The 25,572-nt window shown below is 69.9% G+C and carries 22 protein-coding genes and 1 pseudogene; 14 read left to right on the top strand and 9 right to left on the bottom strand.

The window, feature by feature from the left end:
* Position 1 precedes the first annotated feature (1 nt).
* The 10 genes and pseudogenes from murD (at position 2) to ACAM52_RS24090 (ending at position 11,829) form a co-directional block, all read left to right on the top strand.
* A complete protein-coding gene (gene murD / locus ACAM52_RS24135; protein ID WP_369644756.1) occupies positions 2 to 2,269 on the top strand; it encodes a UDP-N-acetylmuramoyl-L-alanine--D-glutamate ligase in 2,268 nt (755 codons plus the stop codon).
* On the top strand, positions 2,266 to 3,561 hold the full coding sequence (gene ftsW / locus ACAM52_RS24130) for a putative lipid II flippase FtsW (protein WP_062474228.1): 1,296 nt from the start codon (positions 2,266 to 2,268) through the stop codon (positions 3,559 to 3,561). Before murD ends, ftsW begins: the two co-directional genes overlap by 4 nt.
* A complete protein-coding gene (gene murG / locus ACAM52_RS24125) occupies positions 3,558 to 4,622 on the top strand; it encodes an undecaprenyldiphospho-muramoylpentapeptide beta-N-acetylglucosaminyltransferase (protein WP_354345720.1) in 1,065 nt (354 codons plus the stop codon). Before ftsW ends, murG begins: the two co-directional genes overlap by 4 nt.
* A complete protein-coding gene (gene murC / locus ACAM52_RS24120; RefSeq protein WP_369644755.1) occupies positions 4,619 to 6,082 on the top strand; it encodes a UDP-N-acetylmuramate--L-alanine ligase in 1,464 nt (487 codons plus the stop codon). Before murG ends, murC begins: the two co-directional genes overlap by 4 nt.
* Positions 6,079 to 7,050: a D-alanine--D-alanine ligase gene (locus ACAM52_RS24115; protein ID WP_139703002.1), complete on the top strand. Its 972-nt coding sequence runs from the start codon at positions 6,079 to 6,081 to the stop codon at positions 7,048 to 7,050. The genes murC and ACAM52_RS24115 overlap by 4 nt, the downstream gene beginning before the upstream one ends.
* Before the next feature lie 3 nt (positions 7,051 to 7,053).
* The gene (locus ACAM52_RS24110; RefSeq protein WP_062474220.1) at positions 7,054 to 7,842 is read left to right on the top strand and encodes a cell division protein FtsQ/DivIB; all 789 of its coding nucleotides are present in this window, start codon (positions 7,054 to 7,056) and stop codon (positions 7,840 to 7,842) included.
* A gap of 20 nt (positions 7,843 to 7,862) precedes the next feature.
* Positions 7,863 to 9,092: a cell division protein FtsA gene (ftsA, locus tag ACAM52_RS24105; RefSeq protein WP_056575685.1), complete on the top strand. Its 1,230-nt coding sequence runs from the start codon at positions 7,863 to 7,865 to the stop codon at positions 9,090 to 9,092.
* Between the two features lie 170 nt (positions 9,093 to 9,262).
* Positions 9,263 to 10,476: pseudogene (gene ftsZ / locus ACAM52_RS24100) on the top strand (cell division protein FtsZ).
* Positions 10,477 to 10,703: 227 nt separating this feature from the next.
* The gene (lpxC, locus tag ACAM52_RS24095) at positions 10,704 to 11,627 is read left to right on the top strand and encodes a UDP-3-O-acyl-N-acetylglucosamine deacetylase (RefSeq protein WP_062474216.1); all 924 of its coding nucleotides are present in this window, start codon (positions 10,704 to 10,706) and stop codon (positions 11,625 to 11,627) included.
* Positions 11,628 to 11,652: 25 nt separating this feature from the next.
* On the top strand, positions 11,653 to 11,829 hold the full coding sequence (locus tag ACAM52_RS24090) for a hypothetical protein (protein ID WP_167394968.1): 177 nt from the start codon (positions 11,653 to 11,655) through the stop codon (positions 11,827 to 11,829).
* 10 nt (positions 11,830 to 11,839) lie between these two features.
* Here the strand turns inward: ACAM52_RS24090 and ACAM52_RS24085 are convergent, their stop codons facing one another.
* Positions 11,840 to 12,787, bottom strand: a complete 948-nt coding sequence (locus ACAM52_RS24085) for a LysR family transcriptional regulator (protein ID WP_369644754.1) — start codon at positions 12,785 to 12,787, stop codon at positions 11,840 to 11,842.
* 114 nt (positions 12,788 to 12,901) lie between these two features.
* Between ACAM52_RS24085 and glyA the strand changes: the two genes are divergently transcribed.
* Positions 12,902 to 14,224: a serine hydroxymethyltransferase gene (gene glyA / locus ACAM52_RS24080; protein WP_369644753.1), complete on the top strand. Its 1,323-nt coding sequence runs from the start codon at positions 12,902 to 12,904 to the stop codon at positions 14,222 to 14,224.
* Between the two features lie 4 nt (positions 14,225 to 14,228).
* Here glyA and ruvC read toward each other — a convergent pair whose 3' ends face one another.
* A complete protein-coding gene (ruvC, locus tag ACAM52_RS24075) occupies positions 14,229 to 14,777 on the bottom strand; it encodes a crossover junction endodeoxyribonuclease RuvC (protein ID WP_062474210.1) in 549 nt (182 codons plus the stop codon).
* A gap of 148 nt (positions 14,778 to 14,925) precedes the next feature.
* Between ruvC and ACAM52_RS24070 the strand changes: the two genes are divergently transcribed.
* Positions 14,926 to 17,010, top strand: a complete 2,085-nt coding sequence (locus ACAM52_RS24070; RefSeq protein WP_369644752.1) for a hypothetical protein — start codon at positions 14,926 to 14,928, stop codon at positions 17,008 to 17,010.
* 23 nt (positions 17,011 to 17,033) lie between these two features.
* Here the strand turns inward: ACAM52_RS24070 and ACAM52_RS24065 are convergent, their stop codons facing one another.
* Both ACAM52_RS24065 and ACAM52_RS24060 read right to left on the bottom strand, forming a co-directional pair.
* A complete protein-coding gene (locus ACAM52_RS24065) occupies positions 17,034 to 18,023 on the bottom strand; it encodes a phosphatidate cytidylyltransferase (protein ID WP_369644751.1) in 990 nt (329 codons plus the stop codon).
* 4 nt (positions 18,024 to 18,027) lie between these two features.
* A complete protein-coding gene (locus tag ACAM52_RS24060) occupies positions 18,028 to 18,897 on the bottom strand; it encodes a lysophospholipid acyltransferase family protein (protein ID WP_369644750.1) in 870 nt (289 codons plus the stop codon).
* Between the two features lie 9 nt (positions 18,898 to 18,906).
* On the opposite strand from ACAM52_RS24060, the gene ACAM52_RS24055 reads away from it, so the two are divergent.
* Entirely contained in the window at positions 18,907 to 19,344 is a 438-nt protein-coding gene (locus ACAM52_RS24055) for a DUF2809 domain-containing protein (RefSeq protein WP_369644749.1), read from the top strand.
* Here the strand turns inward: ACAM52_RS24055 and mtgA are convergent.
* From mtgA to ACAM52_RS24030, 5 genes are read right to left on the bottom strand one after another with little or no spacing between them, the layout of a single operon-like run.
* Positions 19,289 to 20,032: a monofunctional biosynthetic peptidoglycan transglycosylase gene (mtgA, locus tag ACAM52_RS24050; protein WP_062474202.1), complete on the bottom strand. Its 744-nt coding sequence runs from the start codon at positions 20,030 to 20,032 to the stop codon at positions 19,289 to 19,291. The two genes, ACAM52_RS24055 and mtgA, sit on opposite strands and share 56 nt — an antisense overlap.
* Positions 20,029 to 20,886: a shikimate dehydrogenase gene (aroE, locus tag ACAM52_RS24045; RefSeq protein ID WP_369644748.1), complete on the bottom strand. Its 858-nt coding sequence runs from the start codon at positions 20,884 to 20,886 to the stop codon at positions 20,029 to 20,031. Before aroE ends, mtgA begins: the two co-directional genes overlap by 4 nt.
* Before the next feature lie 35 nt (positions 20,887 to 20,921).
* Positions 20,922 to 21,773 carry an energy transducer TonB gene (locus ACAM52_RS24040; protein ID WP_062481214.1) on the bottom strand — a complete coding sequence of 284 codons (852 nt, stop codon included), beginning with the start codon at positions 21,771 to 21,773 and terminating at the stop codon, positions 20,922 to 20,924.
* Positions 21,774 to 21,822: 49 nt separating this feature from the next.
* Positions 21,823 to 23,886 (bottom strand): ribonuclease catalytic domain-containing protein, encoded by a 2,064-nt coding sequence (locus ACAM52_RS24035; RefSeq protein ID WP_369644747.1) that lies wholly within the window; start codon positions 23,884 to 23,886, stop codon positions 21,823 to 21,825.
* 52 nt (positions 23,887 to 23,938) lie between these two features.
* Positions 23,939 to 24,532, bottom strand: coding sequence for a YqiA/YcfP family alpha/beta fold hydrolase (locus ACAM52_RS24030; protein WP_095743618.1), 594 nt, complete (start codon positions 24,530 to 24,532; stop codon positions 23,939 to 23,941).
* A gap of 329 nt (positions 24,533 to 24,861) precedes the next feature.
* On the opposite strand from ACAM52_RS24030, the gene ACAM52_RS24025 reads away from it, so the two are divergent.
* Positions 24,862 to 25,566 carry a response regulator gene (locus ACAM52_RS24025; RefSeq protein ID WP_369644746.1) on the top strand — a complete coding sequence of 235 codons (705 nt, stop codon included), beginning with the start codon at positions 24,862 to 24,864 and terminating at the stop codon, positions 25,564 to 25,566.
* The last annotated feature ends 6 nt before the right edge of the window (positions 25,567 to 25,572 follow it).

The raw sequence follows: 25,572 nt of genomic DNA, 5'->3' as shown, positions 1-25,572 counted from the left end.
CATGCGGCACCTGAAAGACCTCCCCGTTCTCATCCTCGGCCTCGGCGCGTCCGGGCTGGCGATGGCGCGCTGGTGCGCGCGCCACGGCGCGGTCGTGACCGTGGCCGACACGCGCGAGGCGCCCGCCTCGCTCGCGACGCTGCAGGCCGAGCTGCCCGACGCCACCTTCATCGGCGGGCCGTTCACGGCTGCGCTGGTCGAAGGCACGCCGATCCGCGCGGTGTACCGCTCGCCGGGCCTGTCGCCCGCGACGCTGGCGCCGGTCGTCGATGCCGCCAAGGCCGTGGGCCTCGTGGTCGGCGGCGAGCTGGACCTGTTCGCGCGCGCGCTGCTCGACCTGCAGACGGTCGAGGTGCCGGTGGTGGAAGTCGAAGCTGAAGTGCCGGTCGAAACCGCCGTGGTCGAGCCTGTCGTTGAAACGCCGGCCCAGGCCGAGCTGGCCTTGAGTGAAGAAGCCCTCGTGGCGGAGGCTGCGGTGGTCGAGACGCCGGAAGTGCCTGCGCCGGAGGCTGCTGCGGTTGTCGAAGGCGAGCCCGAAGCGGCCGCGCCCGTCGAAGCTGTTGAGGCGACCGAGGCGGTTGCACCCTTGGAGGCCGTGGCCGCTGAGTCGACCGAAGCCGCACTGCCGGTCGATGCGACTGCCGCAGAAGCCGAGCCTGTTCCCGTCGAACCGACCGAAGCCGCTGAAGCCACCCCGCCCGCCATGGCCGAAGCCATGCCGCGCGATGCATCGTTGAGTGTGCCGGTGACGCCGCCCACCGAAGACGTCGTCGCCGAAGGCGCCACGACGGAAGACGCCGCCACGGAAGAGGGCGCAGCGCCAGCCGCTGCCGTGTCGCCCGCACCCGCCGCCACCGTCTCCCGCCTGCCCACCCCCGGCAAGCCCTACGTGCCCACCGCGGCGCGCGAGGCCGCCGAGTTCGTCGCCAAGATCGCCGAGTTGTCCGCCACCAACCCGGCGTCGGCCGCGGTCGAGGAAGAGGCCACGCCGCAACTCGAACTCGTGCCCGAACCCGAGCCCGAAGCGCCCAAGGGCTACACGCCCGCCGTGCTCGCCATCACCGGCACCAACGGCAAGACCACAGTCACCTCGCTCACCGGCCAGCTGGTCGAGCGCGCGGGCAAGACCGTGGCCGTGGCCGGCAACATCGGCCCCACGCTGCTCGACACGCTGGCCGGGCACCTCGACGCCGGCACGCTGCCCGACGTGTGGGTGCTCGAACTCTCGAGCTTCCAGCTCGACGGCGTGCAGGGCTTCGAGCCCACGGCCGCGACCGTGCTCAACCTCACGCAGGACCACCTCGACTGGCATGGCGACATGCCCGCCTACGCGGCCGCGAAGGCGCGCATCTTCGGCGCCAAGGGCCTGATGATCCTGAACCGCGACGACGCCGGCGTGATGGCCATGCTGCCGCCGCCGGTCAAGGTGCGGCTGCAGCGTCCGCAGATCCGCACCCACGTCACCTTCGGCGGCGCGATGCCGCTGCGCCCCGGCGACTACGGCATCGAGCGCATCAACGGCGTGGCCTGGCTGGTGCGCGCGCTGGAAGCCGACGAAACGCAGAAGCGCAAGCGCGGCGCGGTGGTGGAAGAAGAGCTCTTCTTCCAGCGCCTGATGCCCGCCGACGCGCTGCGCATCCGCGGCCGCCACAACGCCATGAACGCGCTGGCCGCGCTCGCGCTTGCCAGTGCTGCTGACTGCCCGCTGGGCCCGATGCTCTACGGCCTGCGCGAGTACCGCGGCGAGCCGCACCGCGTCGAGCCGATCGCCATCGTGGACGAGGTCGAGTTCTTCGACGACAGCAAGGGCACCAACGTCGGCGCCACCGTGGCCGCACTGAGCGGTCTCGGCGAGGAGCGCCGCGTGGTCGTGATCCTCGGCGGCGAAGGCAAGGGCCAGGACTTCGAGCCGCTGGCCGACCCCGTGCGCCAGTACGCGCGCGCCGTCGTGCTCATCGGCCGCGACGCCCCGCTGATCGAGGCCGCGCTGGCCTCCACGGGCGTGTCGCTGAAGCACGCGGGCTCGATGGAAGAAGCCGTGAAGCTCGCCGCCGCGCGTGCCCATCCCGGCGATGCCGTGCTGCTGTCACCGGCCTGTGCGAGCTTCGACATGTTCAAGGACTACGCGCACCGCGCCGAAGTGTTCTGCGAGGCCGTGGAGGCTTACGCCGACAGCCCGCGCGAGCAGGTCGGTGGCGACGACGCGGTGGTGTCGTACGCCCCGCAGGCCTCGCTGTCCACCGCCGGATCGATGGAGGACCCGATTTGAACTCCGCAGCCGCAGGCCAGGAAACCAGCACCGGCAGCCGTTTCGGCGGCTGGTTCCGGCGCGCCCGCAGCGGCATGGATTCGCTGCCCGTGCACCTGCCCGTGCGGCTGGGCGGCGCCGGCGTCGCGCAGACCAAGGCCACGCCGATGCGCGTGCTGGGCTTCGACCAGGCGCTGGTCTGGGTCACGGTCGCGCTGATGACCTGGGGCCTGATCATGGTGTATTCGGCCTCGATCGCGCTGCCCGACAACCCGCGCTTCGCACGCGCCGGCTACAGCGCCTCGTACTTCCTCACGCGGCATGCGGCCTCGCTGGTCATCGCCTTCATCGCCGCGCTGCTGACCTTCCAGGTCCCGATGAAGACCTGGGAGCGCGCCGCGCCCTGGCTCTTCGTGGCTTCGCTGCTGCTGCTGGTGGCGGTGCTCATTCCGCACATCGGCATCAACGTGAACGGCGCGCGCCGCTGGCTGCCGATGGGCTTCATGCGCTTCCAGCCGTCGGAGCTGGCCAAGTTCGCGATGGTGCTCTATGCCGCCAGCTACATGGTGCGCAAGATGGAGATCAAGGAGCGGTTCTTCCGCGCCGTGCTGCCGATGGGCATCGCGGTGGTGGTGGTCGGCATGCTGGTGATGGCCGAGCCCGACATGGGCGCCTTCATGGTGATCGCCGTGATCGCCATGGGCATCCTGTTCCTGGGCGGCGTGAACGCGCGCATGTTCTTCGTGATCGCGACGCTGGTGGTGGTGGCCTTCGGCTCCATCGTGGCGAGCAGCCCGTGGCGCCGCGAGCGCATCTTTGCGTACCTCGATCCGTGGAGCGAAGAGCACGCGCTGGGCAAGGGCTACCAGCTGTCGCACTCGCTGATCGCCATCGGCCGCGGCGAGGTCTTCGGCGTGGGCCTGGGCGGCAGCGTCGAGAAGCTGCACTGGCTGCCCGAGGCGCACACCGACTTCCTGCTGGCCGTGATCGGTGAAGAGTTCGGCCTCATCGGCGTGCTGCTGATCATCGGCCTGTTCCTGTGGCTCACGCGCCGCATCATGCACATCGGCCGCCAGGCGATCGCGCTGGACCGCGTGTTCTCGGGCCTCGTGGCCCAGGGCGTGGGCGTGTGGATCGGCTTCCAGGCCTTCATCAACATGGGAGTGAACCTGGGCGCGCTGCCGACCAAGGGCCTGACCTTGCCGCTGATGAGCTTCGGCGGCTCGGCGATCTTGATGAACCTCGTGGCGCTGGCCGTGGTGCTGCGCATCGACTATGAGAACCGCGTGCTGATGCGGGGAGGTCGCGTATGACCGGCCGCACGGCACTCGTCATGGCCGGCGGTACGGGCGGCCACATCTTCCCGGGCCTGGCCGTGGCCGAGGCCCTGCGCGAGCGCGGCTGGCGCGTGCACTGGCTGGGCGCGCCCGGCAGCATGGAAGAAAAGCTCGTGCCCCCGCGCGGCTTCGCCTTCGAGCCGGTGCAGTTCGGCGGCGTGCGCGGCAAGGGTCCGCTCACGCTGTTCCTGCTGCCGCTGAAGCTGCTGCGCGCCTTCTGGCAGAGCCTGGCTGTGGTGCGCCGCGTGAAGCCCGACGTGCTCGTGGGCCTGGGCGGCTACATCACTTTCCCGGGCGGGATGATGGGCGTGCTGATGGGCAAGCCGCTGGTGCTGCACGAGCAGAACTCGGTCGCCGGCCTCGCCAACAAGGTGCTGGCGGGCGTGGCCGACCGCGTGTTCACGGCCTTCCCGAACGTGCTGAAGAAGGCGCAGTGGGTGGGCAATCCGCTGCGCGCGGCCTTCACCTCGCAGCCCGATCCGGCCACGCGCTTCGCGGGCCGCACGGGGCCGCTCAAGTTGCTGGTGGTCGGCGGCAGCCTGGGCGCGCGTGCGCTCAATGCCGTCGTGCCGCAGGCGCTGGCGCGCATCGCGCCCGACGCCCGCCCGCAGGTGCTGCACCAGAGCGGCACCAAGCAGATCGACGAATTGCGCGCCAACTATGCGGCGGCCGGCGTCGAGGGCGAACTCACGCCCTTCATCGACGACACCGCGCAGGCGTACGCCGAGGCCGACCTCATCGTCGCGCGCGCCGGCGCCAGCACCGTCACCGAAATCGCGGCCGTCGGCGCAGCAGCGCTGTTCGTGCCTTTCCCCTCGGCGGTCGACGACCACCAGACCACCAACGCGCGCTTCCTCGTGGACGCGGGCGGCGGCTGGCTGGTGCAACAGACCGACCTCACCCCTGAATTGCTGGCTGATTTGCTACAGAAAACCGAACGCGCGACCTTGATCGACCGGGCCACCAAGGCCAAGACCCTGCAGAAGACCGAAGCAGTGGACGCGGTCGTCCGCGCCTGCGAGGAGCTTGCGAAATGAAGCACGCGATCCGTCACATCCACTTCGTCGGCGTCGGCGGCTCGGGCATGAGCGGCATCGCCGAGGTGTTGCTGAACCTGGGCTACAGGATCACCGGCTCCGACCTGTCCGACAGCGCCACGCTGCGCCGTCTCGCGGGCCTGGGCATCGGCACCTTCGTGGGCCATGCCGCCGCGCACATCGACGGCGCGGACGCGGTCGTCACCTCCACCGCCGTGCAGTCGGACAACCCCGAGGTGCTGGCCGCGCGTGAGAAGCGCATTCCGGTCGTGCCGCGCGCGCTCATGCTCGCCGAGCTGATGCGCCTGAAGCAGGGCATCGCCATCGCCGGCACGCACGGCAAGACCACCACCACCAGCCTGGCTGCCAGCGTGCTCGAGGCCGCCGGGCTCGACCCGACCTTCGTGATCGGCGGGCGCCTGAACAGCGCCGGCGCCAACGCGCAGCTGGGCAGCGGCGACTACATCGTGGTCGAGGCCGACGAGTCGGACGCCTCGTTCCTGAACCTGCTGCCCGTGATGGCGGTGGTCACGAACATCGACGCCGACCACATGGAGACCTACGGGCACGACTTCGCGAAGCTGAAGAAGGCCTTTGTCGATTTCCTGCACCGCATGCCGTTCTACGGCGTGGCCATCCTGTGCACCGACGATCCGGCGGTGCGCGAGATCGTGGCCGACGTGACCTGCCCGGTCACCAGCTACGGCTTCGGCGAGGACGCCCAGGTGCGCGCCATCGACGTGCGCGCCGTCGGCGGCCAGATGCATTTCACCGCGCAGCGCCGCAACGGCGTGACGCTGCCCGACCTGCCCATCGTGCTGAACCTGCCGGGCGAGCACAACGTGCGCAACGCGCTGTCGGTGATCGCCATGGCAGTCGAGCTCGGCATTGCCGACGAAGCGGTGCAGCGTGGCCTGGCCGGCTTCAAGGGCGTGGGCCGCCGCTTCCAGAGCTACGGCGACGTGGCCGTGCCGAACGACACGGCAGGCGGCACCTTCACCGTCATCGACGACTACGGGCATCACCCGGTCGAGATGGCGGCCACCATTTCCGCCGCGCGTGGCGCCTTCCCGGGGCGCCGGCTGGTGCTGGCCTTCCAGCCGCACCGCTACACCCGCACGCGCGACTGCTTCGAGGACTTCGTGAAGGTCATCGGCACGGCCGATTCGGTCTTGCTGGGCGAGGTCTATGCCGCGGGCGAGGCGCCCATCGTGGCCGCCGACGGCCGCACGCTGGCGCGCGCGCTGCGCGTGGCCGGCAAGGTCGAGCCGGTGTTCGTGGACGACATCGTCGCCATGCCGCAGGCCATCCTGGACAACGCCCGCGCGGGCGACGTGGTGCTGTGCATGGGCGCGGGCTCCATCGGCGCGGTGCCGGGCAAGCTGGTCGAACTCGGCACGCCGCCCGCACCCTCATCAACAACTTCAGAGCGCACTGCGCGCAAGGGGAGGGCCGCGTGAGCCTTCAGGATCCACAACTTTTCGGCAAGGTCGCCGTGCTGTTCGGCGGCAGTTCCGCCGAACGCGAGGTGTCGCTGATGTCCGGCGCGGGCGTGCTGCAGGCCCTGCGTTCGCGCGGCGTCGACGCGCACGCCTTCGACCCGTCGGAGCGCGAGCTGACCGACCTGAAGCGCGAAGGCTTCGCGCGCTGCTTCGTCGCGCTGCATGGCCGCCACGGCGAAGACGGCACCGTGCAGGGCGCGCTCGAGCTGCTCGGCATTCCCTACACCGGCTCGGGCGTGATGGCCTCGAGCGTGGCCATGGACAAGGTCATGACCAAGCGCATCTGGCAGGCCGACGGCCTGCCCACGCCCAAGTACGTGCGCCTGGCCTTCGACCAGCAAAGCCGCGAGCAGATCATGGTGGTGCCCGACGTGCTCGGCCTGCCGTTGATCGTGAAGCCGCCGCGCGAGGGCTCGTCCATCGGCGTGACCAAGGTCGAGGGCTACTCGCAGATGCAGGACGCGGTCGCGCTGTCGGCGAAGTTCGACGCCGACGTGCTGTGCGAGGAGTTCATCGACGGCGAGGAAGTCACCTGCGCCGTGCTCGGCCAGGGTCTCGATGCGCGCGCGCTGCCGGTGGTGCGCATCGCCGCGCCCGAGGGCGCCTACGACTACCAGAACAAGTACTTCACCGACGACGTGAAATACCAGTGCCCGAGCGGCCTGCCCGAGGCCGAGGAACGCGAGATCCAGCGCATCACGCTGGCGGCGTACCACACGCTCGGCTGCCGCGGCTGGGGCCGCGCCGACGTGATGATCCGCGCCAGCGACCGCAAGCCCTTCCTGCTCGAGATGAACACCTCGCCCGGCATGACCAGCCATTCGCTGGTGCCGATGTCGGCGCGCGCGGCGGGCATTCCCTACGAAGAGCTGTGCGTGCGCGTGCTGGCTTCGGCCGCACTCGATGCCAAGGGAGGCGCGAACTAAGCCATGGCCGACAGCATCCCCGCTCCCTTCGACGTCAAGCTGATGAACATCGTCGCGAACGTTGCGTTCGTGCTGGTGGCGCTCATGCTGCTGGCGGCGAGCGCGTGGTGGGTGCTGCGCCAGCCTTTCTTCCCGATCTCGGGCATCAAGGTGGACGGCGAGGTCACGCACAACAACGCGGTCACGCTGCGCGCCAACGTGGCGCCGCAGCTCAAGGGCAACTTCTTCACCATCGACCTGGCGCGTGCGCGCACCGCCTTCGAGACGGTGCCGTGGGTGCGCAGCGCGGTGGTGCGGCGCGAGTTCCCGAACAAGCTGCGCGTGACGCTCACCGAGCAGGTGCCGGTGGCGGTGTGGGGCGATGAGGCCGGCTCCAAGCTGATCAACGGTTTTGGCGACGTGTTCGAGGCCAACGTGGCCGAGGTCGATGCCGACCTGCCGCGCCTGGACGGACCGATCGAGCAGGCCGGGCAGGTGCTGGGCATGTACCGCGTGCTCGCGCCGATGTTCGAGCCCTATGACTTCGACATTGCCGAGCTGCGGCTGTCCAGCCGCGGCAGCTGGAAGGTGCTGCTGGACAGCGGGGCCGAGATCGAGCTCGGCCGCGGCCAGAGCGACGAGGTGTCGGCGCGCCTGCAGCGGTTCCTGAAGACCGTGACGCAGGTCGCGGGCCAGTACCGCCGCACGGTGGCCGACGTCGAACGCGCCGATCTGCGCCACAACGACGCGTATGCCCTGCGGCTGCGCGGCGTCACCACGGTCTCGCCCGAGGCCCCAAGAAAAATCAAGTAGCGAATACCGAGGACATCTACATGCCCAAAGAATACAAAGACCTGGTCGTAGGCCTGGACATCGGAACCGCCAAGGTGATGGTGGTCGTGGCCGAGGTGCTGCAAGGCGGCGAGCTCAAGCTGGCCGGCCTGGGCATCGCGCCCAGCAACGGCCTCAAGCGCGGCGTCGTGGTGAACATCGACGCCACCGTGCAGAGCATCCAGCAGGCGCTGAAAGAAGCCGAGCTGATGGCCGACTGCAAGATCAGCCGCGTCTACACCGGCATCACCGGCAGCCACATCCGCGGCATCAACTCGAGCGGCATGGTGGCGGTGAAGGACAAGGAAGTCACGCCCGCCGACGTGGCCCGCGTGGTCGAGACGGCGCGCGCCATCAACATCTCGAGCGACCAGCGCCTCTTGCTGGTGGAGCCGCAGGAGTTCGTGATCGACGGCCAGGACGTGAAGGAGCCGATCGGCATGAGCGGCATGCGCCTGGAGGCCAAGGTGCACATCGTGACCGGCGCGCAGAGCGCGGCCGAGAACATCATCAAGTGCGTGCGCCGCTGCGGCCTGGAGGTCGACCAGCTGATGCTGAACCCGCTGGCCTCGAGCCAGGCGGTGCTGACCGAAGACGAGCGCGAACTGGGCGTGGTGCTGGTCGACATCGGCGCGGGCACCACCGACGTGGCGATCTTCACCAACGGCGCGATCCGCCACACGGCCGTGATCCCGATCGCGGGCGACCTCATCACGAGCGACATCGCGATGGCCCTGCGCACGCCCACCAAGGACGCGGAGGACATCAAGGTCGAGCACGGCTACGCCAAGCAGCTGCTGGCCGACCCTGAATCGCAGGTCGAAGTCCCCGGCCTTGGCGATCGCGGCCCGCGCATGTTGAGCAAGCAGGCGCTTGCCGGCGTGATCGAGCCGCGCATCGAAGAAATCTTCTCGCTGGTGCAGCAGGTGGTGCGTGAGTCGGGCTACGAGGAAGTGCTGTCGTCGGGCGTGGTGCTCACGGGCGGCAGCGCCGTCATGCCCGGCATGGTCGAGCTCGGCGAAGACATCTTCCTCAAGCCCGTGCGCCGCGGCATTCCGAAGTACTCGAGCGCGCTCTCGGACATGGTGGCGCAGCCGCGCGCGGCCACCGTGATGGGCCTGCTCGAGGAGGCACGTTTTGCACGCATGCGTGGCTTCAAGGTCGCACAGAAGAACGGGTCCGTAAAGACTGCGTTCGGACGTTTCAAGGACTTCATCGTGGGGAACTTCTGACCATGAACCACTCCCCACTCTGGCTCGCACGCGCGGGCCCTCCGCTGCATTTCAACGAGCGATGGCGACGCACCGGTCCACCATCGCGACGGCGATCCCGTTGATCACGTCACGGCAGAAGAAATATTCATAGACACATAACGGCAACTGCAATATTCAAGGAGTTAGAAATGACCATCGAAATGATCGAAGTCGAAGAATTCAACCAGGGCACGCAGATCAAGGTGATCGGTGTCGGCGGCGGCGGTGGCAATGCGGTCGCCCACATGATGGAGCGTGGTGTGCAAGGCGTGCAGTTCGTTTGCGCCAACACCGACGCGCAAGCCCTGCAACGCAGCAACGCGCACAAGAACATCCAGCTGGGCATCAGCGGCCTGGGCGCCGGCAGCAAGCCCGAGAAGGGCCGTGACGCGGCCGAAGCCGCGGTGGACGACATCCGCGCCGCCATCGACGGCGCGCACATGCTGTTCATCACGGCCGGCATGGGCGGCGGCACGGGCACCGGCGCGGCACCCGTGATCGCGCGCGTGGCCAAGGAAATGGGCATCCTGACGGTGGGCGTGGTGACCAAGCCCTTCGACTGGGAAGGCGGCCGTCGCATGACCAACGCCGACGCCGGCCTGGCCGAGCTCGAAGCCAACGTCGACTCGCTGATCGTGGTGCTCAACGAGAAGCTGCTGGACGTGCTCGGTGAAGACATCCCCAGGACGAAGCCTTCGCGCACGCCAACGACGTGCTGAAGAACGCCGTGGGCGGCATCTCGGAGATCATCAACGAGTACGGCGGCGTGAACGTCGACTTCGAAGACGTGCGCACCGTGATGGGCGAACCCGGCAAGGCCATGATGGGCACCGCTGCCGCAGCGGGCCCCGACCGCGCGCGCATCGCCGCCGAACAGGCCGTGGCCTGCCCGCTGCTCGAAGGCATCGACCTCTCGGGCGCCAAGGGCGTGCTGGTGCTGGTGACGGCATCGAAGGGTTCGCTGAAGCTGAACGAGTCGAAGCTCGCGATGAACACCATCCGCGCCTACGCCTCGCCGGACGCGCACGTGATCTACGGCGCCGCCTACGACGAAAGCCTGGGCGACCAGATGCGCGTCACGGTGGTGGCCACGGGCCTGTCGCGTGCCGACGCACGCCGCCAGGCCCCGACGCTCGAAGTGATCCGCACCGGCACCGACAACATCCCGTTCACCGTGCCGACGCTCGGCGGCGTGGGCCACGCGGGTGGTGGTTCGGGCAGCCAGCCCAACTACGACGGCATGGCCGTGCCCAGCGTGTGGCGCACCAACCGCACGATGGCCGCCGCCAAGGTCGACGCCCTGTCGTCGGGCGGCATGGACGACTTCGAGATCCCCGCATTCCTGCGCCGTCAGGCAGACTGACCGCAGGCCACCGAACGCAGAGGGCACGAGGGTTCGCAAGGGGACGGGGAAGACCTGAAAGGGACTGCCCCCCGGCTCTAGGCGCTGCGTCCACCTCGTGCCCCTTGCGTCCATCGCCGGGGGCTCCCCGGCTTTTTTGTTCTTTCTTATCTGACCGGTCCATGTCTATCGCGGCCATAGCGAAGGGAATAGGGCGTCACGGTCGCCGCCCGCCTAAAATCTCGGGCGTGCTGCAACAACGAACCCTCAAGTCGATCAGCCGCGCCGTGGGCGTGGGGCTTCACAGCGGCCAACGCGTGGAGCTGACCCTGCGACCGGCCCCGGCCGACACGGGCATCGTGTTCCGCCGTGTCGACCTGCCCGAGCCGGTCGAGATCCGCATGACCGCCGAAGCGGTCACCGACACGCGCCTGGCGTCCACCGTCTCCACGGGCGGCGCCAAGGTGCAGACCGTCGAACACATCATGTCCGCCTGCGCGGGCCTGGGCATCGACAACCTCTACATCGACATCACGGCCGACGAAGTGCCGATCCTCGACGGGTCGGCCTCGTCCTTCGTGTTCCTGCTGCAAAGCGCGGGCATCGAGCTGCAGAAGGCGCCGCGCCGCTTCATCCGCGTGCTGCGCAAGGTCGAGGTGCGCGAAGGCGAGGGCGCCAACGAGAAGTGGGCGAGCCTGGAGCCGTACCACGGCTTCAAGCTGAGCTTCGAGATCGACTTCGACCACCGCGTCGTCAACTCCACCGGCCAGCGCGTGGATTTCGATTTGGGCGCCGACTCGTACAGCCGCGACATCGCGCGGGCGCGTACCTTCGGTTTCACCAAGGAACTCGAGTACATGCTCAGCAAGGGCCTGGCACGCGGAGGCGGCCTGGACAACGCCATCGTCATGGACGACACCAAGGTGCTCAATGCCGGCGGCCTGCGCTACGACGACGAGTTCGTGAAGCACAAGATCCTCGACGCCATGGGCGACCTGTACATCATCGGCAAGCCGCTGCTGGCCGCGTACACCGCGTTCCGCTCGGGCCATGCGCTCAACAACAAGCTGCTGCGCGAGCTGCTCTCGCACAGCGACGCCTACGAGGTCGTGACCTTCGAGGACGAGAAGCGCGCACCGCGCGGCTTCGGCGAAGTGGCGCGGGCCTGGTAAGCCCGGCGCACGCCTTTTCCTTCAGATGCTTCTCTTTCGCTGGGCCATCCTGCTGCTTCTGCTGGTGGCGGGCGTGTCCTTCGCGTTCTATGCGGGCACGGGGCAGGTCAAGTACCGCCGCTTCGGCTGGATCGTGTTCAAGTGGACGGTGCTGGCGGCGCTCGGCTTCTTCGCCGTTCTCATCGCCGAGCGCGTCGCGTAGCGCGAGCCGCTCAATCGACCAGGGCCTGCAGCGCCTGCACCTGCTGCGCAAGCAGCGGCCCCTTGCGGTGCGCGGGCACCAGCAACATCAGCGTGTCTCCCAGCGCCTTCGGCCGCCCCCAGGGCGCGTGCAGCCGGCCTTTCTCGAGCAGCGGCGCCACCAGCCGCTCGCGCCCCATCAACACCCCCTCGCCGTCGAGCGCGGCCTGCAGCGCGAGGCTGTAGAGCGAGAAATCGGGCCCGGCAGCCAGCGCATCGGCTTCGGTCGAGGTGGTGTCGGGGCGCACGGCCTGCAGCCAGCGCGACCAGTCGTCGCGCCACACCGTGTCGTGCAGGCCGCCGCAGCGCGCGAGCACGTCGATGAGGTCGTCGAGCGGGCGCGGGCGTGCGCTCTCCAGCGACGCGCGCACGCGCGGGCTGCACACGGGCACGAGGCGGTCGCGTGCGAGCGCGATGCCCGTGGCGCCGACGGCGGCTTCGGCGCCGCGCGCATAGAACAGCCCGAGATCGAAAGGCTCGCGCCGGAAGTTCGGTGGCTGCTCCAGCGCCGTCACCGACACCTGCACGCCGGGCAGCGCAGCCTTCAGCCGCGAGAGCCGCGGCGACAGCCACAGTTGCGCCATCGCCGGCAGGGCCGCCACCTGCAGCGTGCTGCGGCGCGCGGCGGTCTGGGTTTCCTGGCGCAGCGCCTGCACCGCGAGGCCGAGCTGGTCGACCGCCGCACTGAGCGCAGGCAGCGCGCGCCGGCCGTGCGCGCTGAGCCGGATGCCCTGGCTGTGCCGCTCGAACAGCGCACCGCCGGCCCAGGTCTCGAGCGCCTTGATCTGCTGCGCGACGGCGGCGGGCGTCACGAACAGTTCCTCGGCCGCCCGCGCGAAGCTGCCGTGGCGCGCCGCGGCCTCGAAGGCGCGCACGGCCGTGTGCGGCGGCAGGCGAGGGCGGGGTGGAGCAAGGGACATGGTGGGGAGGCCAAGTTTTTCTAGGGCTCGGGCCCAGTTTATCCGTGTTGCCCATTGGGGTACGGGGCGCGACCATGCGGTCATTCCCTTCCACCACTCCCAGCGAGACACCGCATGCCTGCAGCCCTTCACCGCCGTTCCTGGGTTCCCGCCGCCAGCGAGGACCACGTGCTCGCCATTGCCGCCGATGCCGCCGCGCGCGATGCGGCGGGCGTGGCCGCCGAGATCGAACGCCTCGTGGCCGACAGCCACCGCATCCACGACGTCGACGGGCTGAACCTCAACCCCGCCACCAACGTGATGAACCCCGCCGCCGAGGCGCTGCTGTCGCGCGGGCTGGGCTCGCGGCCGTCGCTGGGCTACCCGGGCGACAAGTACGAGATGGGGCTGGAAGCCATCGAGCGCATCGAGGTCGTCGCCGCCGAGCTGGCGGCCGAGGTGTTCGGCGCGCGCTTCGCCGAGGTGCGCGTGAGCTCGGGCGCGCTGTCGAACCTCTACGTGTTCATGGCGACCTGCCAGCCCGGCGACACGATCATCGCGCCGCCGCCCGCCATCGGCGGCCATGTGACGCACCACGCGGCGGGCGCGGCCGGGCTCTACGGCCTGAAGACCGTGCCGGCGCCGGTCGATGCCGACGGCTACTCGGTCGACGTGGTGGCGCTGGCCAAGCTGGCGCGCGAGGTGAAGCCGAAGCTCATCACCATCGGCGGCAGCCTGAACCTGTTCCCGCACCCGGTGCCTGCGATCCGCGAGGTGGCCGACAGCGTGGGCGCCAAGGTGCTCTTCGATGCCGCGCACCTGTCGGGCATGGTGGCCGGCAAGGCCTGGCCGCAACCGCTCGAAGAGGGCGCGCACGCGATCACCATGAGCACCTACAAGAGCCTGGGCGGCCCGGCCGGCGGCCTGATCGTGTCGAACGATGCGGCGCTGATGGCGCGCATCGACGCCATCGCCTACCCGGGCCTCACGGCCAACTCGGACGCGGGCCGCACCGCGGCGCTGGCGCGTGGCCTGCTCGACTGGAAGGTGCACGGCGCGGCCTATGCGGCGGCGATGCGCGACACCGCGCAGGCGCTGGCGCGCGCGCTCGATGCGCAAGGCCTGCCGGTGTTCGCCAAGGCACGCGGCTTCACGCGGTCGCACCAGTTCGCGCTCGAGGCCGCGCGCTGGGGCGGTGGGCAGCGTGCCGCGAAGCAGCTGGCCCAAGGCGGCCTGCTGGCCTGCGGCATCGGCCTGCCGATCGCGCCGGTCGACGGCGACATCAACGGCCTGCGCCTGGGCGTGCCCGAGATCGTGCGGCTGGGCTTCACGCCCGAGGACATGCCGCAGCTGGCCGGCTGGATCGCGCGGGCGCTGGCTGGCGACGCGGTGTCGGTGGCCGCCGAGGTGCGCGAGCGCCGCCGGCGCCTGGGCGACCTGCGCTACATCGTGCGCTGAAGCCTCAGCGCGAACGCCCTTGCCGGTAGGTGCCGGCGTGGGTCTTCGACAGCTCGGCCGCCTCCGCGAGCCGCGCCATCGAACGGCCGACCTGCGCGTGCGTGATCGCGATGCCCAGCGCGTCCGCCGCGTCGGCGCCCGGCAGGCCGGGCAGGTCGAGCAGGCGCTTCACCATCTCCTGCACCTGCGCCTTCGCGGCCTGGCCGTGGCCGGCCACGGCCTTCTTCATCTGCAGCGCCGTGTACTCGGCCACCGAGAGGTTGTGGCTCACCAGCGCCGTCACGCAGGCACCGCGCGCCTGGCCCAGCAGCAGCGTCGACTGCGGGTTGACGTTGACGAAGATGATTTCGACCGCCGACGCCTCGGGCTGGTAGCGCGCCGTGATCTCGCCGATGCCGTCGAACAGCACCTTCAGGCGCGCCGGCAGGTTGCCGCTGCCCAGGTGTCGGGTGCTGATGGTGCCGCTGGCCACGTAGCGCAGCGCATGGCCGTCCGCATCGACCACGCCGAAGCCGGTGGTCTGCAAACCGGGGTCGATGCCGAGGATCCGCATGAAAAGGAAGCGTAAAGGCCTAAGCCTGGGTGAGGAAGGTTGAAGAAGGTGCGAATTCGCGCGCGATGCGTGGGGGATCGCGGGCAGAATCCGCCGTTCTTGCATTCCGCCCCGCTCCGCGCGGGGCGCGCCACACAAGGAAGCGAAGGTGAATGTAGTCGAGTCCTCCGCGCAGCAGCAACCGAAGCCATTGAACGACGCCCCGGCCTTGCCCGCGCACTTGCAGCAACTTCCCGCCGAACGTGCCGCCGCGAGCTTTCGCCAGGCGGAGCTGCTGAGCGACCTCGGCCGCCGCCGCGAGGCGATCACCGCCTGCAGCCGGCTGATCGCCGAGTTCGGCGCGCTGCCCGACGCCGCCGTGGTCGTGCCCTGCTGCCAGGCGCTGCGGCTGCTCGCGCACGTGCTGCGCCAGCTGCACCGCCCGGCCGACGCGCTGGCCACGCTCGACCGCCTGGTGGCCGCGCATGGCGGGCGCAGCGAGCCCGAGATCCGCGCGCACATCGCCCACGCGCTGTACCAGCGCACCTGGCTCATCGACGACGCGGCGGCACGCTGCGAGGCCTGCGACTTCATGAGCGAGCAGCTCGACGCACAGGCCGATGCCGCGCTCGATGCGTGGCGGCTCGACGCGCGCCTGCTGAAGGCCGAGATCGAACACCACCGCGGCCTGCCGCAGGACGCGTTGGCCACGCTCGAAGCGGCCATCGAACGCTTCGAGGGCGGCGCCGAGGCCGGCGTGGTGCTGCGCGTGGCGCGGGCCCGGCTGGCCGCGGTGCTCAACCTGCGCGAGCTGGCGCAGCACACGCAGGCGCAGGTGCTGTGCCTGCAGGTGGCCGACCAGATCGAGACCGGCCTGTCCGAGGCCGCGCCCGAGCTGCGGCTCGAAGGCGTTCGCGCGCTGGCCCTGTTCTTCGACGGCCTCGGGCTCGACGAGGTCGCGCGCCGCGCCGAACTGGTCGGCTGGCTGCTCGATCGCTACGGCCACGACGCCTCCGCGCAGGTGCGCCGCCTCGCGGCCGTGCGCGCCCACGAGTGGGCCGTGGGGCTGCGGGACCAGGGCGACGGCGAGGCCGCGCTGGCTGCCTGCGAGCGCCTGCTCGGCACCTTCGCGCGTGACAGCGACGCCGTGGTGCAGCGCACCGTGGCCACCACCTTGCTGCACAAGGGCTTCGTGCTGCTCGACCTGCTGGGCCGGCCCGAGGCGGCGCTTGCGGTGTACGAGCCGCTCGTCGCGGCCTCGCGCGACGGCGCCACGCCGGAGATGCGCGAGCTGCGCGCGAAGGCGACGGCCGGGCGCGAGGCCTGCCTGAAGCGGCTGCGTAAGACCGGCGGCCTCGACGCCGGCGAGCTGCCGGCCGAGCTCTTCGATTCGGCATGCGACACCGTCCGCGAAGGCCGCAAGCTCGGCGACGCGGGCGCGTCGCGCGAGGCCATCGCGCTGTTCGACGAGGTGCTCGCCGCGCATGCCGCCTCGCCGCACCCGCTGATGCGCCGCCAGTGCGCGCGCGCGCTGTCGCACAAGACCTTCTGCCTGCTGGCGCTCGCGCACTTCACCGAGGTCGTCGAGGCGGCCGACGCGATGGATGCGCGCTACGGCGCCGATGCCTCCACCGAGATGCAGTCGCAGGTGGCGCTGTGCCTGCAATACAAGAGCACCGCGCTCGACCGCCTCGCGCGGCCCGCGGACGAGATGCGCGTGCACGACGAGATCGTTGCGCGCTGGGGCAATTCCGAGCTGCCCGACCTGCGCGCGCGCGTGGCCGGCGCGCTGTTCCGCAAAGGCGCCGTGCTGCGCCGCGCGGGCCGGTTCGCCGAGGCCGTGGCCAGCTACGACGAGGTGATCGCGCGCACGGCAATGGCACGAGACAGCGCCCTGCAGCTGTGGGCCGCCAAGTCGATGATCAACAAGGCCAAGGCCTTCGACAAGATGGACGACCTGCCTGGCCAGGCCAAGGCCTACCGCGTGCTCATCGCGCGCTTCGGCGAGTCGGGCGACGCGGCCTTGCGCGAGCGTGTGGCCAATGCCTGCGAATGGCTGGCCGAGGCCGAAGGGCGGCAGGGCCGGGTGGCGGCGCAGCGCGAGGCGCTGGAGTTGGCACTCGGGCGTTTCGGCACCGCGCTGTCGGCCGAGCAGCGCACGCGGCTCAAGCGCGAGCTTCAGGCACTGAAGACGAAGGCGTTGGGACGGCGCGTGAAGCAGGCCTTCGACCGGGTGGTGCGGCGCAAGGTCTGATCGCCCACCGCCCGCCCGGTGCTTCAGACGTTGAAGTACCAGCGGATCGAATGGAAGAAGATCGGCGCCGCGAAGCACAGCGCATCGACGCGGTCGAGCAGGCCGTTGGCGCCGGTCACGCCCACGCCCTTCTGGCCCCAGTTCGGAATGCCGCGGTCGCGCTTGAGTGCCTTCATCACGAGGTGGCCCATCGAGCCCGCGACGCAGGCAATGATCGACACCGCGAGCGCCTGCCCGAACTTGAACGGCGTGATGAACGAGAACAGCGCGCCCACCAGGCTGGCCACGACGATGCCGACGCCCCAGCTGGTCCAGTTGAAGCTGCGGCTCACGTTCGGCGCGAACGGCGTGCGCTGCATGCGCCGCGAGATCAGGTGCTGCACCAGCACCGAGGTCTGCACCACGAAAACCAGGAAGAACACGAGGAACGCGCTCTTGCCTTCGTCGCCCGGGAAGGTCAGCAGCAGCAGCGCGGGCACGTGGCTCATGCCGTAGACGCAGACCATGATGCCCCACTGCAGCTTGGCGTTGCGCTCGAGGAAATGGCTGGGGTCGTTCGCCAGCGCGCTCGCCACCGGAATGGCGAGGAACACGTAGACCGGGATGAACACCGTGAACAGGTCGAAGCGCGCGGTGGCCACCAGCCAGAACTGGATCGGCAGCACCACGAAGAACGCGAGGATCAGGCTGCGGTGGTCGCCGCGGCGCGTCGGCGAGAGCGTGATGAACTCGCGCAGCGCAAAGAACGCGATCAGCGCGAACAGCACGGTGGCCACCGTTTCGCCCAGCGCCCAGCCGATCCAGAACACGATCACCATGAACCAGGTGGTGCCCAGCAGCGCGCGGAAATGCGCCAGCTCGGCCTGCCACGACTCGTCGTGCACGGGGTTGCGTCGCTCCTTGAAGCTCAGGAAGAAGACGGCGGTGCTCACGATGAAGAGCAGGCCGAAGACGATCAGGAAAAGGGCCGCGACCTGCTGGGTCGGGCTGAGGCTGCGCAGGAACTGGTTCATACCTTCAGACGTCGCGCAAGGCGATCACGGCGGCGCGCGCACGGTCGAGGAACGGGCGGCGCTCTTCGCCGTCCTCGACACGGATCGGCGCGCCGAAGGTGACAGAGCACAGGATGGGCACGGGCACGATCTCGCCCTTGGGCATCACGCGCTGCACGTTGTCGATCCAGGCCGGCACGAGCACCACGTCGGGGAACATCGTCGCCAGGGCGTACAGGCCCGACTTGAATTTCTGCGGTTCGCCGGTGTGGCCGCGCGTGCCTTCGGGGAAGATGATGATCGAGTCGCCGCTGCGCAGCGCGTCGATGAGCGGGGCGAGTGGGTCGGCGGCTGGCGGCTCGGGCGCGGCGGCGGGCGCTTCGGGTTCGATGACCGGCGGTGGAGCGACCGGTGGTGGAGGCGGCGGGGGCGCGGGAAGGTCGAGCTGTCCCTGAATCTCCTGCGGGCCTTCGGCAACTGGTGCGTGAGACACAGTTTCGATCGGCAGCAGCGGCTCCATCGACGGCTCGATGCGCTCGTCCGGGGCGATGGGCGCCGCGGGCGGCGGTGCCTGAGGCGGTGTTTCCGGCGGCGGCGCAACCGGTGCAGCTCCCGTGGCCGCCCGCTCCACATACACCGCGTTGAACACCTCCGTCGTGATCCAGCGCTTGACCGGCGTGTTGGCCCAGTAGTCGCGCGCCGCAATGGGCCGCGTGATGCTGCGCAGCTCCTCGGGCAGCGCGGCCCAGATCATCACGAGGTCCGCGTGGCTCTGGTGATTCGCGAAGTAGATGCGCTGCTCGGCCTTCGGTGGACAGCCGTACCAGCGCGCCTGCGCGCCGGTGAGCAATCGGACGATTCCCAGCAGCAACCAACCTGTGAGCTTTGCCAGCATATGGAGGCGATGATACGGGCCATGCGATGGCGATTCGATCTTCTTTCCCTGGCGTGGGCGGTGGCCCTTTTTGTATTGCTCGTGCTGCTGGCCACCGTCGGCGCGCGCTGGGGCTGGGTGCGAAGCTTCTTCGGCGACGTGCTGGCCGTGGCGTGGGTGTACCTCGTGTTCAAGACCTTCGTTGCCGCGCGCGTGCTGCCGCTCGCGCTGGCGGCCTTCGGCGTGGGGCTGCTGGTGGAACTCGGGCAGTTCCTTGCGTCGACCTGGCACCTGCACATTCCGAACCGCGCGCTGCGCATCGTGCTCGGCGCCACCGCCGACTGGTGGGACGTGCTGGCCTACGCGATCGGCTTCGTCGCCGTGCTGGCGGTGGACGGCGCGGTGCGCAAGCTCAGGGCAGGTCGACCGCCGGCATCCGCGCCACGATCGTCGATGCCCGTCCGTTGATGTACGACGAATTGGGCCGCCGCTCGAAGAACTTCGGGCTCGGCAGCATCACGGCCAGGCGCGCTGCTTCGTAGGAACTCAGGCGCGCGGCCGGCTTCCTGAAGTAGTACTGCGCGGCGGCCTCGGCGCCGAACACGCCTTCGCCCCATTCGACGTTGTTCAGGTAGATCTCGAGGATGCGCCGCTTGTCGAGCAGCACCTCGAGCAGGGTGGCGAGCACCAGCTCCTGGCCCTTGCGCAGCATGGTGCGCTCGCCCGACAGCAGCAGGTTCTTCGCGAGCTGCTGCGTGATGGTGGAGCCGCCGCGCAGCGGGGCCGGCTGCACCGGCTTGCCGCGTGCCGCCGCGCGCGCCATGCGCTTGGCGGCCAGTTGTTCGGCGCGCGCGTTGCGCTGGCGCGCACGCTCGATGGCTTCCCACTCGACGCCGTTGTGGTCGACGAAGCCGGCGTCTTCGCTGGCGATCACGGCGCGCTTGAGGGTGTCGTTGATCTGCGTGTAGGGCACCCAGTCCTGGCGCCATCCGCCGTCGCGGCCCTGCGAGAGGGCGACGCGCCAGGCCTCGGAGCGCTGGAAGGCCGTGCTCTGCGGATCGATCACCGCCATGGCCGCGATGCGCACCACGAAGAACAGTTCGAGCGCCAGGCCCGCCACCACGAGGCAGGCGATCAGGCGCAGCAGGCCCTTCATGCGCCGGCGGCGAGCGAGGCGCGCAGCTCGGCCAGCACCTGGGCCGACGGCGGGCGCACGCCGCGCCAGAATTCGAAGGCTTCGGCGGCCTGTTCCACCAGCATGCCGAGGCCGTCGCGCGCGACCGCGCCGTGCGCTTTGGCCCAGGCCATGAAGCCTGCGGCGGCGGGGCCGTACATCATGTCGACGGCCAGCGCGCCGGGGCGCAGCACCTGCGCGCGCACGGGCACCGCGTCGCCCGCGAGGCTGGAGGCTGTGGCGTTGACCACCACGTCGAAGTCGCCCGGCACGTCGTCGAGTGCCCAGGCCTCGAGCGTGGCGCCGTGGCGCAGCGCGAGCGCGGCATGGCGCTGCACCAGCGCGATCGCCTTGTCGAGTGTGCGGTTGGCCACCACGACGTGCGCGGCGCCCGCGTCGAGCAGCGGCCCGAGCACGCCCGCCGCCGCGCCGCCGGCGCCGATCAGCAGCAGCGACCGGCCCGCCAACGGCACGCCGGCGTTGCGCACGATGTCGTTGACCAGGCCGATGCCGTCGGTGTTGTCGGCGTGGATGCTGCCGTCGGCTTCGAAGCGCAGCGTGTTCACCGCCTGCGCCAGCGTGGCGCGCTCGCTGGTGTGCTGCGCGAGCGCGGCGGCGTCGAACTTGAAGGGCACGGTGACGTTGCAGCCGCGTGCCGCATCGCCCTGTGCGGCCGCCTCGCTGCGGAAGGCGGCGATGCCTTCGGCGAAGGCGCCGATCGGCACCAGGCGCCGGCCGTAGGCCATGGGCTGGCCGCAGAGTTCGGCAAAGCGCGCGTGGATGCGGGGCGAGCGGCTGTGCTCGACGGGGTTGCCCATGACGCAGTACTGATCCATGGCCGATGCTCCGTGTTCTGCTGGGGGTGCTGTTGCTATTGGGACGACAGCTCGATGGTCTCGTCGCGCGTGAACTTGAAGCGCGACTGCAGCACGATCTGGTCGGTCTGCTTGCGCATGGCATCGGTGAACTTGCCGAAGTTGCCGACGCTGCGCACGATGGCCTGGGCGCGGCGGTCGAGCGTGGTGTTGCCCGAGCTTTCGTCGACCACGGTGTCGAGCACGCGCCCGTCGTGGTTGATGGTGACCGTCATCTTGAGTTCGCCGTAGAGCTTCTTGCCGGCCGCGGTCGGGAAGTTCTCGGTGCCCTTGACCTCGATGCGGCGGCGCAGCGTGTCGACGTACAGCGCGTAGGCCGCCTCGCGCGTGGCGGGGCTCAGGTAGCGCTTCTTGGGGCGCGCGTTTTCCTCGTTCACGCGGCGTTCGATCTCGGCGAGCAGCGCGACCATCTGGCGGCGCTTTTCCTCGCGCGCGGCGGCCTCGGTCGGGTCGCCGGCCTGGCGCGGATCGGGCACGGGCATGGCGGCCAACTCGCGCTTGAGCTGCGCCAGCATCTGCATCTGCTGGGCCTGCATGGCCTCGACCTGGCGGCGCGATTCCTCGAACGAGTCGCCCATGGTGGTGAAGCTCGACGGCGGCAGCGGGCTGGTGGCGCGGCCCTTGTCGAGGTCGCCGCCGCCCGCGAGCGTGGTCTGCGCCATCACGCGGGCCGCGGGGTCGGGCTTGTCGTTGGTCTTGCTGTTGACCAGGATCACCTCAAGCGGGGTTTCGCTGAAGACCCGGTTGAACGATTCGGGATCGACGAAGCGCACCGCGAGCAACGCGGCATGCGCGATGACCGACACGCCCAGAGCGATCTGCAGCGTGCTGAGGTCCTTGAGATTCATTCTCGAAACTCCTCCAGGGGTCGCGTGTCTCCGGTCGTTCGACCGGGGGTCATGCAGGCGTGGTCGTCGCCGGGTCGGGTGCGGCCTCGGTGTCGCTCAGGTCGACCGCGATGGCGATCGGGCCGGCGACTTCTTCCTCGTCGTCCTCGCCGCCGTCAGCGGCATCGGCCTGCGGCACGTCGAAGCGCTCGAGCACGGTGCCGCTCACGTCGAGCGCGATCTCGTCGATCTCGCCGAGCTTCACGCGCACGCGCGCGCCGCGCTCCTGCTGGCCGGCCACCGGGAACACCAGCGGCAGCGTGTCGGCGCGCACCAGCGCGCCGTTGGGAATGTCCTTGATGACCGTGGCCTCGAGCTCGGTGATGCCCTGCTGCTGCAGGTACTTCAGCGTCCAGAAGCGCTCCATGCCGCCCTGGTAGGCGTTGTACGTGGCGTAGGCCGCGTCGAAGCCCGAGAGGATGGAGAACAGGTCGGCGTCCTTCGGCTTGAAGGGCGCGGCCAGCGCGGCGGTCTTGCCGTGGCGCGCGGCCGCGATGATCTGCCACTGGTTCACGAGGTCGGTGTAGCGGCGCAGCGGCGAGGTGCTCCAGGCGTAGCTCTTCACGCCCAGGCCCGCGTGCGGCAGCGCGCGCGTGCCCATGCGCACCTTGATGCCGGGCGCCAGGCTGGCCTGGCTGCGGTACAGGCCGGGCACGCCGAGCTCGCCGAGCCAACCGCCCCAGCTGCTGTTGGCCAGGATCATGGCCTCGGACACGATCAGGTCGAGCGGCGCGCCGCGCTGGCGCGTGCTGATCTGCACCTGCTCGTTGCCGGTGGGCTCCGCGCCGTCGTTGCCGACGAGGCGGAAGTTGTAGTCGGGCCGGCTGAAGTTCTCGGGCTTGCCGCGCACCACTTCGCGCTGCGCCTTCAGGTGCTTGGCCAGGCGGAACAGGAAGGACAGCGGCGCGCGCAGCTTCGCGGCGGCGTCGGGGGTGTTGTCGGAGTTGAAGGTGGCGTCTTCGAGCCAGGGCTGCGTGACGACGGCGTCGAGCTGGTCGTGGCGCAGGTTGGCGACGATCGGCACGCGTTCGAGCTTGGTCTCGGTGCCCTGCAGCTCGAGCGTGGCTTCGTCGAAGCGCGCATAGAGCGACACGGCCGGGCGGTCGCCGCCTTCGAGCAGCGTGTAGGTGTCGACCACCTCGTCGGGCAGCATGGTGATCTTGTAGCCCGGCATGTACACAGTGGACATGCGTGCACGCGCCACGGCGTCGATGGCGCTGCCCGGCGTCAGCGCCAGGCCCGGTGCGGCGATGTGGATGCCGACCGTGATGGTGCCGCTGCCCATGCCCTGCACCGACAGCGCGTCGTCGATTTCGGTGGTCTGCGAATCGTCGATCGAGAAGGCCCGCACGCCTTCGGCCAGCGGCAGGTCGTCGGCGACGGCTGGCGCCGCGAGCGCGGGGAAGCCGGTGCCCTTGGGGAAGTTCTCGAACAGGAAGCGCCGCCAGTGGAACTGGTAGGGCGAATCGATGGCGCCAGCGCGCTCCAGCAGGTCGAGTGGCGGGCGCTGCGTGGCGCGCGCGGCGTCGACCACGGCCTTGTACTCGGGCGCGTTCTTGTCGGGCTTGAACAGGATCTTGTAGAGCTGCTCACGGATCGGCGGCGGGCACACGCCCTCGGCCAGTTGCCCCGCCCATTCGACGATCTGCGCCTGGATGGCCTTCTTCTTCTCGATGGCCGCCAGCGCCTGCTGCACGATTTCGGCCGGCGCCTTCTTGAAGCGCCCCTTGCCCGCGCGGCGGAAGTAGTGCGGCGCTTCGAACAGCGCGAACAGCGCGGCGGCCTGCTGGGCCAGCGAGGGCTTGTCGCTGAAATAGTCGGCGGCCAGGTCGGCAAAGCCGAACTCGCCTTCGGCTGCGAATTCCCAGGCGAGGTCGAGGTCCATGGCGGCGGCGAGCGTGCGCGCCTCGGCGATCAGCTCGGCCGGGGACGGTTTCTCGAAACGCAGAACGATGTTGGCGCCCTTGACCTTGACGCGCTTGCCGGTCTCGAGCTCGACCTGTGCCGAGGCTTCGGCTTCCGACAGGATGCGGCCGCCGAGGTATTTGCCGGCTTCTTCAAACAATACAAACATCCGGCGATTCTCCCACGCGGGATCGGGCGCGCTTCCGGGCCCGGGGCGGACGCTAGACGGGGTTGATGAACGCCATCACGTCGTCGAGGTGCGCTTTTTCGAAATCGGACAGCGCATGGTCGCCGCCCTCGAGCAGCTTGATGCGGCTGTCGGGGTAGCGCGCCGACATCTCGTGCCAGTCGAGCGCCTCGTCGCCCTTGGCGATGATCGCGAACAGGCGCTCGGGCCGCGTGAGCGCGCCGATTTCCATGGCGCGCAGCTCCTGGATGAATTCGGGCTGGAAATAGAAGTGCTCGGCCGGATCGTGCCAGGCGGTCTGGCTGCCGATGTAGCGCGTGAGGTCGCGCGCCGGGTGCACCGCGGGGTTGAGCAGCACGGCGCGGCAGCGCGTCATGCCGGCGACGTAGGTGGCGTAGAAACCGCCCAGCGACGAACCGATCACCGCCATCGACTTGCGCGGCCAGTGCGCGATGCCCTTCATCACCATGTCGATCGCATCGTGCGGCGACGGCGGCAGCTGCGGGCACCACCACTCCAGGTTCGGGTGCTCGCGCGCCACGTGCTTCGCCACCAGCCGCGCCTTGGTCGAGCGGGGCGACGAACGGAAGCCGTGCAGATACAACAGATGGGTGGTTTGCGGTTCCATGGGAGGAGGTGACTGGGGTGCGCTGGTCGCGCCCCGTGGCCGGATTCAGACAATTTTGCATGAGGTCCGCACCGCCCACGGCGCGGTGACCCCACAAATCCCTGCGAATCGGCCCATGAGCAGGCCGCGAGGGCGTGGCTGGAATTCGAAAGTATTCACGGTGCGGCCGCGCAGGGGGCGGCGGTGCGGCGCAAGGGCGGAAAGAAGAGACAAGTTTCGTGACGCATCTGGCAGGGGGCATCCCATGAACGAGGGAGGCAGGCCCCGCGTGCCGGTGGGTGCCCAGGCTTATGCTTCATCCCATGAATACCGAGGTACAGGATGACGGGATGCCACGCCGCTGGGGCGTGCTCGTGGTCGAGGACGACAGCCGTGCACGCGCCTTCTTCGAGGCCAGCGTGCAGCGCAGCCCGCGCCTGTTCTGGCTCGGCAGCGCCGGTACGGTGCAGGAAGCGCGCAGCTGGCTGGCCGCAACCGCGACCATCCCCGACGTGCTGCTGGTCGACCTCGGCATGCCCGACGGCACCGGGCTCGACGTGATCCGCGATGCCGTCGCGCGCTTTCCCGGCTGCGAGCCGCTGGTGGTGTCGGTCTTCGGCGACGAGGAGAACGTGCTGGCCAGCATCGAGGCCGGCGCCGTCGGCTACATCCACAAGGACGCCGCACCGGAAGACATCGCGCAGACCATCGTCGAGATGAAGGCCGGCGCCTCGCCGATCTCGCCCATGATCGCGCGCCGCGTGCTCGCCAAGTACCGCAGCCTGCAGGCGGCCGTGCCGGGCACAGCCGGCGCGGCGCCGGCGGAGACGACGCTCGACGAGACCGACCGCGGCCTGCTCTCGGCACGCGAGCACGAGGTGCTGACGCTGATCGCGCGCGGCTTCTCGTACGCCGAGATCGCGCGCCTCAAGGGCCTGAGCGTGCACACGGTGCAGACCCACATCAAGAACCTCTACGGCAAGCTCGCGGTGCATTCCAAGAGCGAAGCGGTGTTCGAGGCCACGCGCCTCGGCCTGCTGTCCCATCCGGGCTGAGGGCGG

Source organism: Variovorax sp. V118, assembly GCF_041154445.1.
GTDB classification, from domain to species: domain Bacteria; phylum Pseudomonadota; class Gammaproteobacteria; order Burkholderiales; family Burkholderiaceae_C; genus Variovorax; species Variovorax boronicumulans.
The sequence above is the reverse complement of the archived record's forward strand: the minus strand, read 5'-3'. Positions and strand labels throughout refer to the sequence as shown.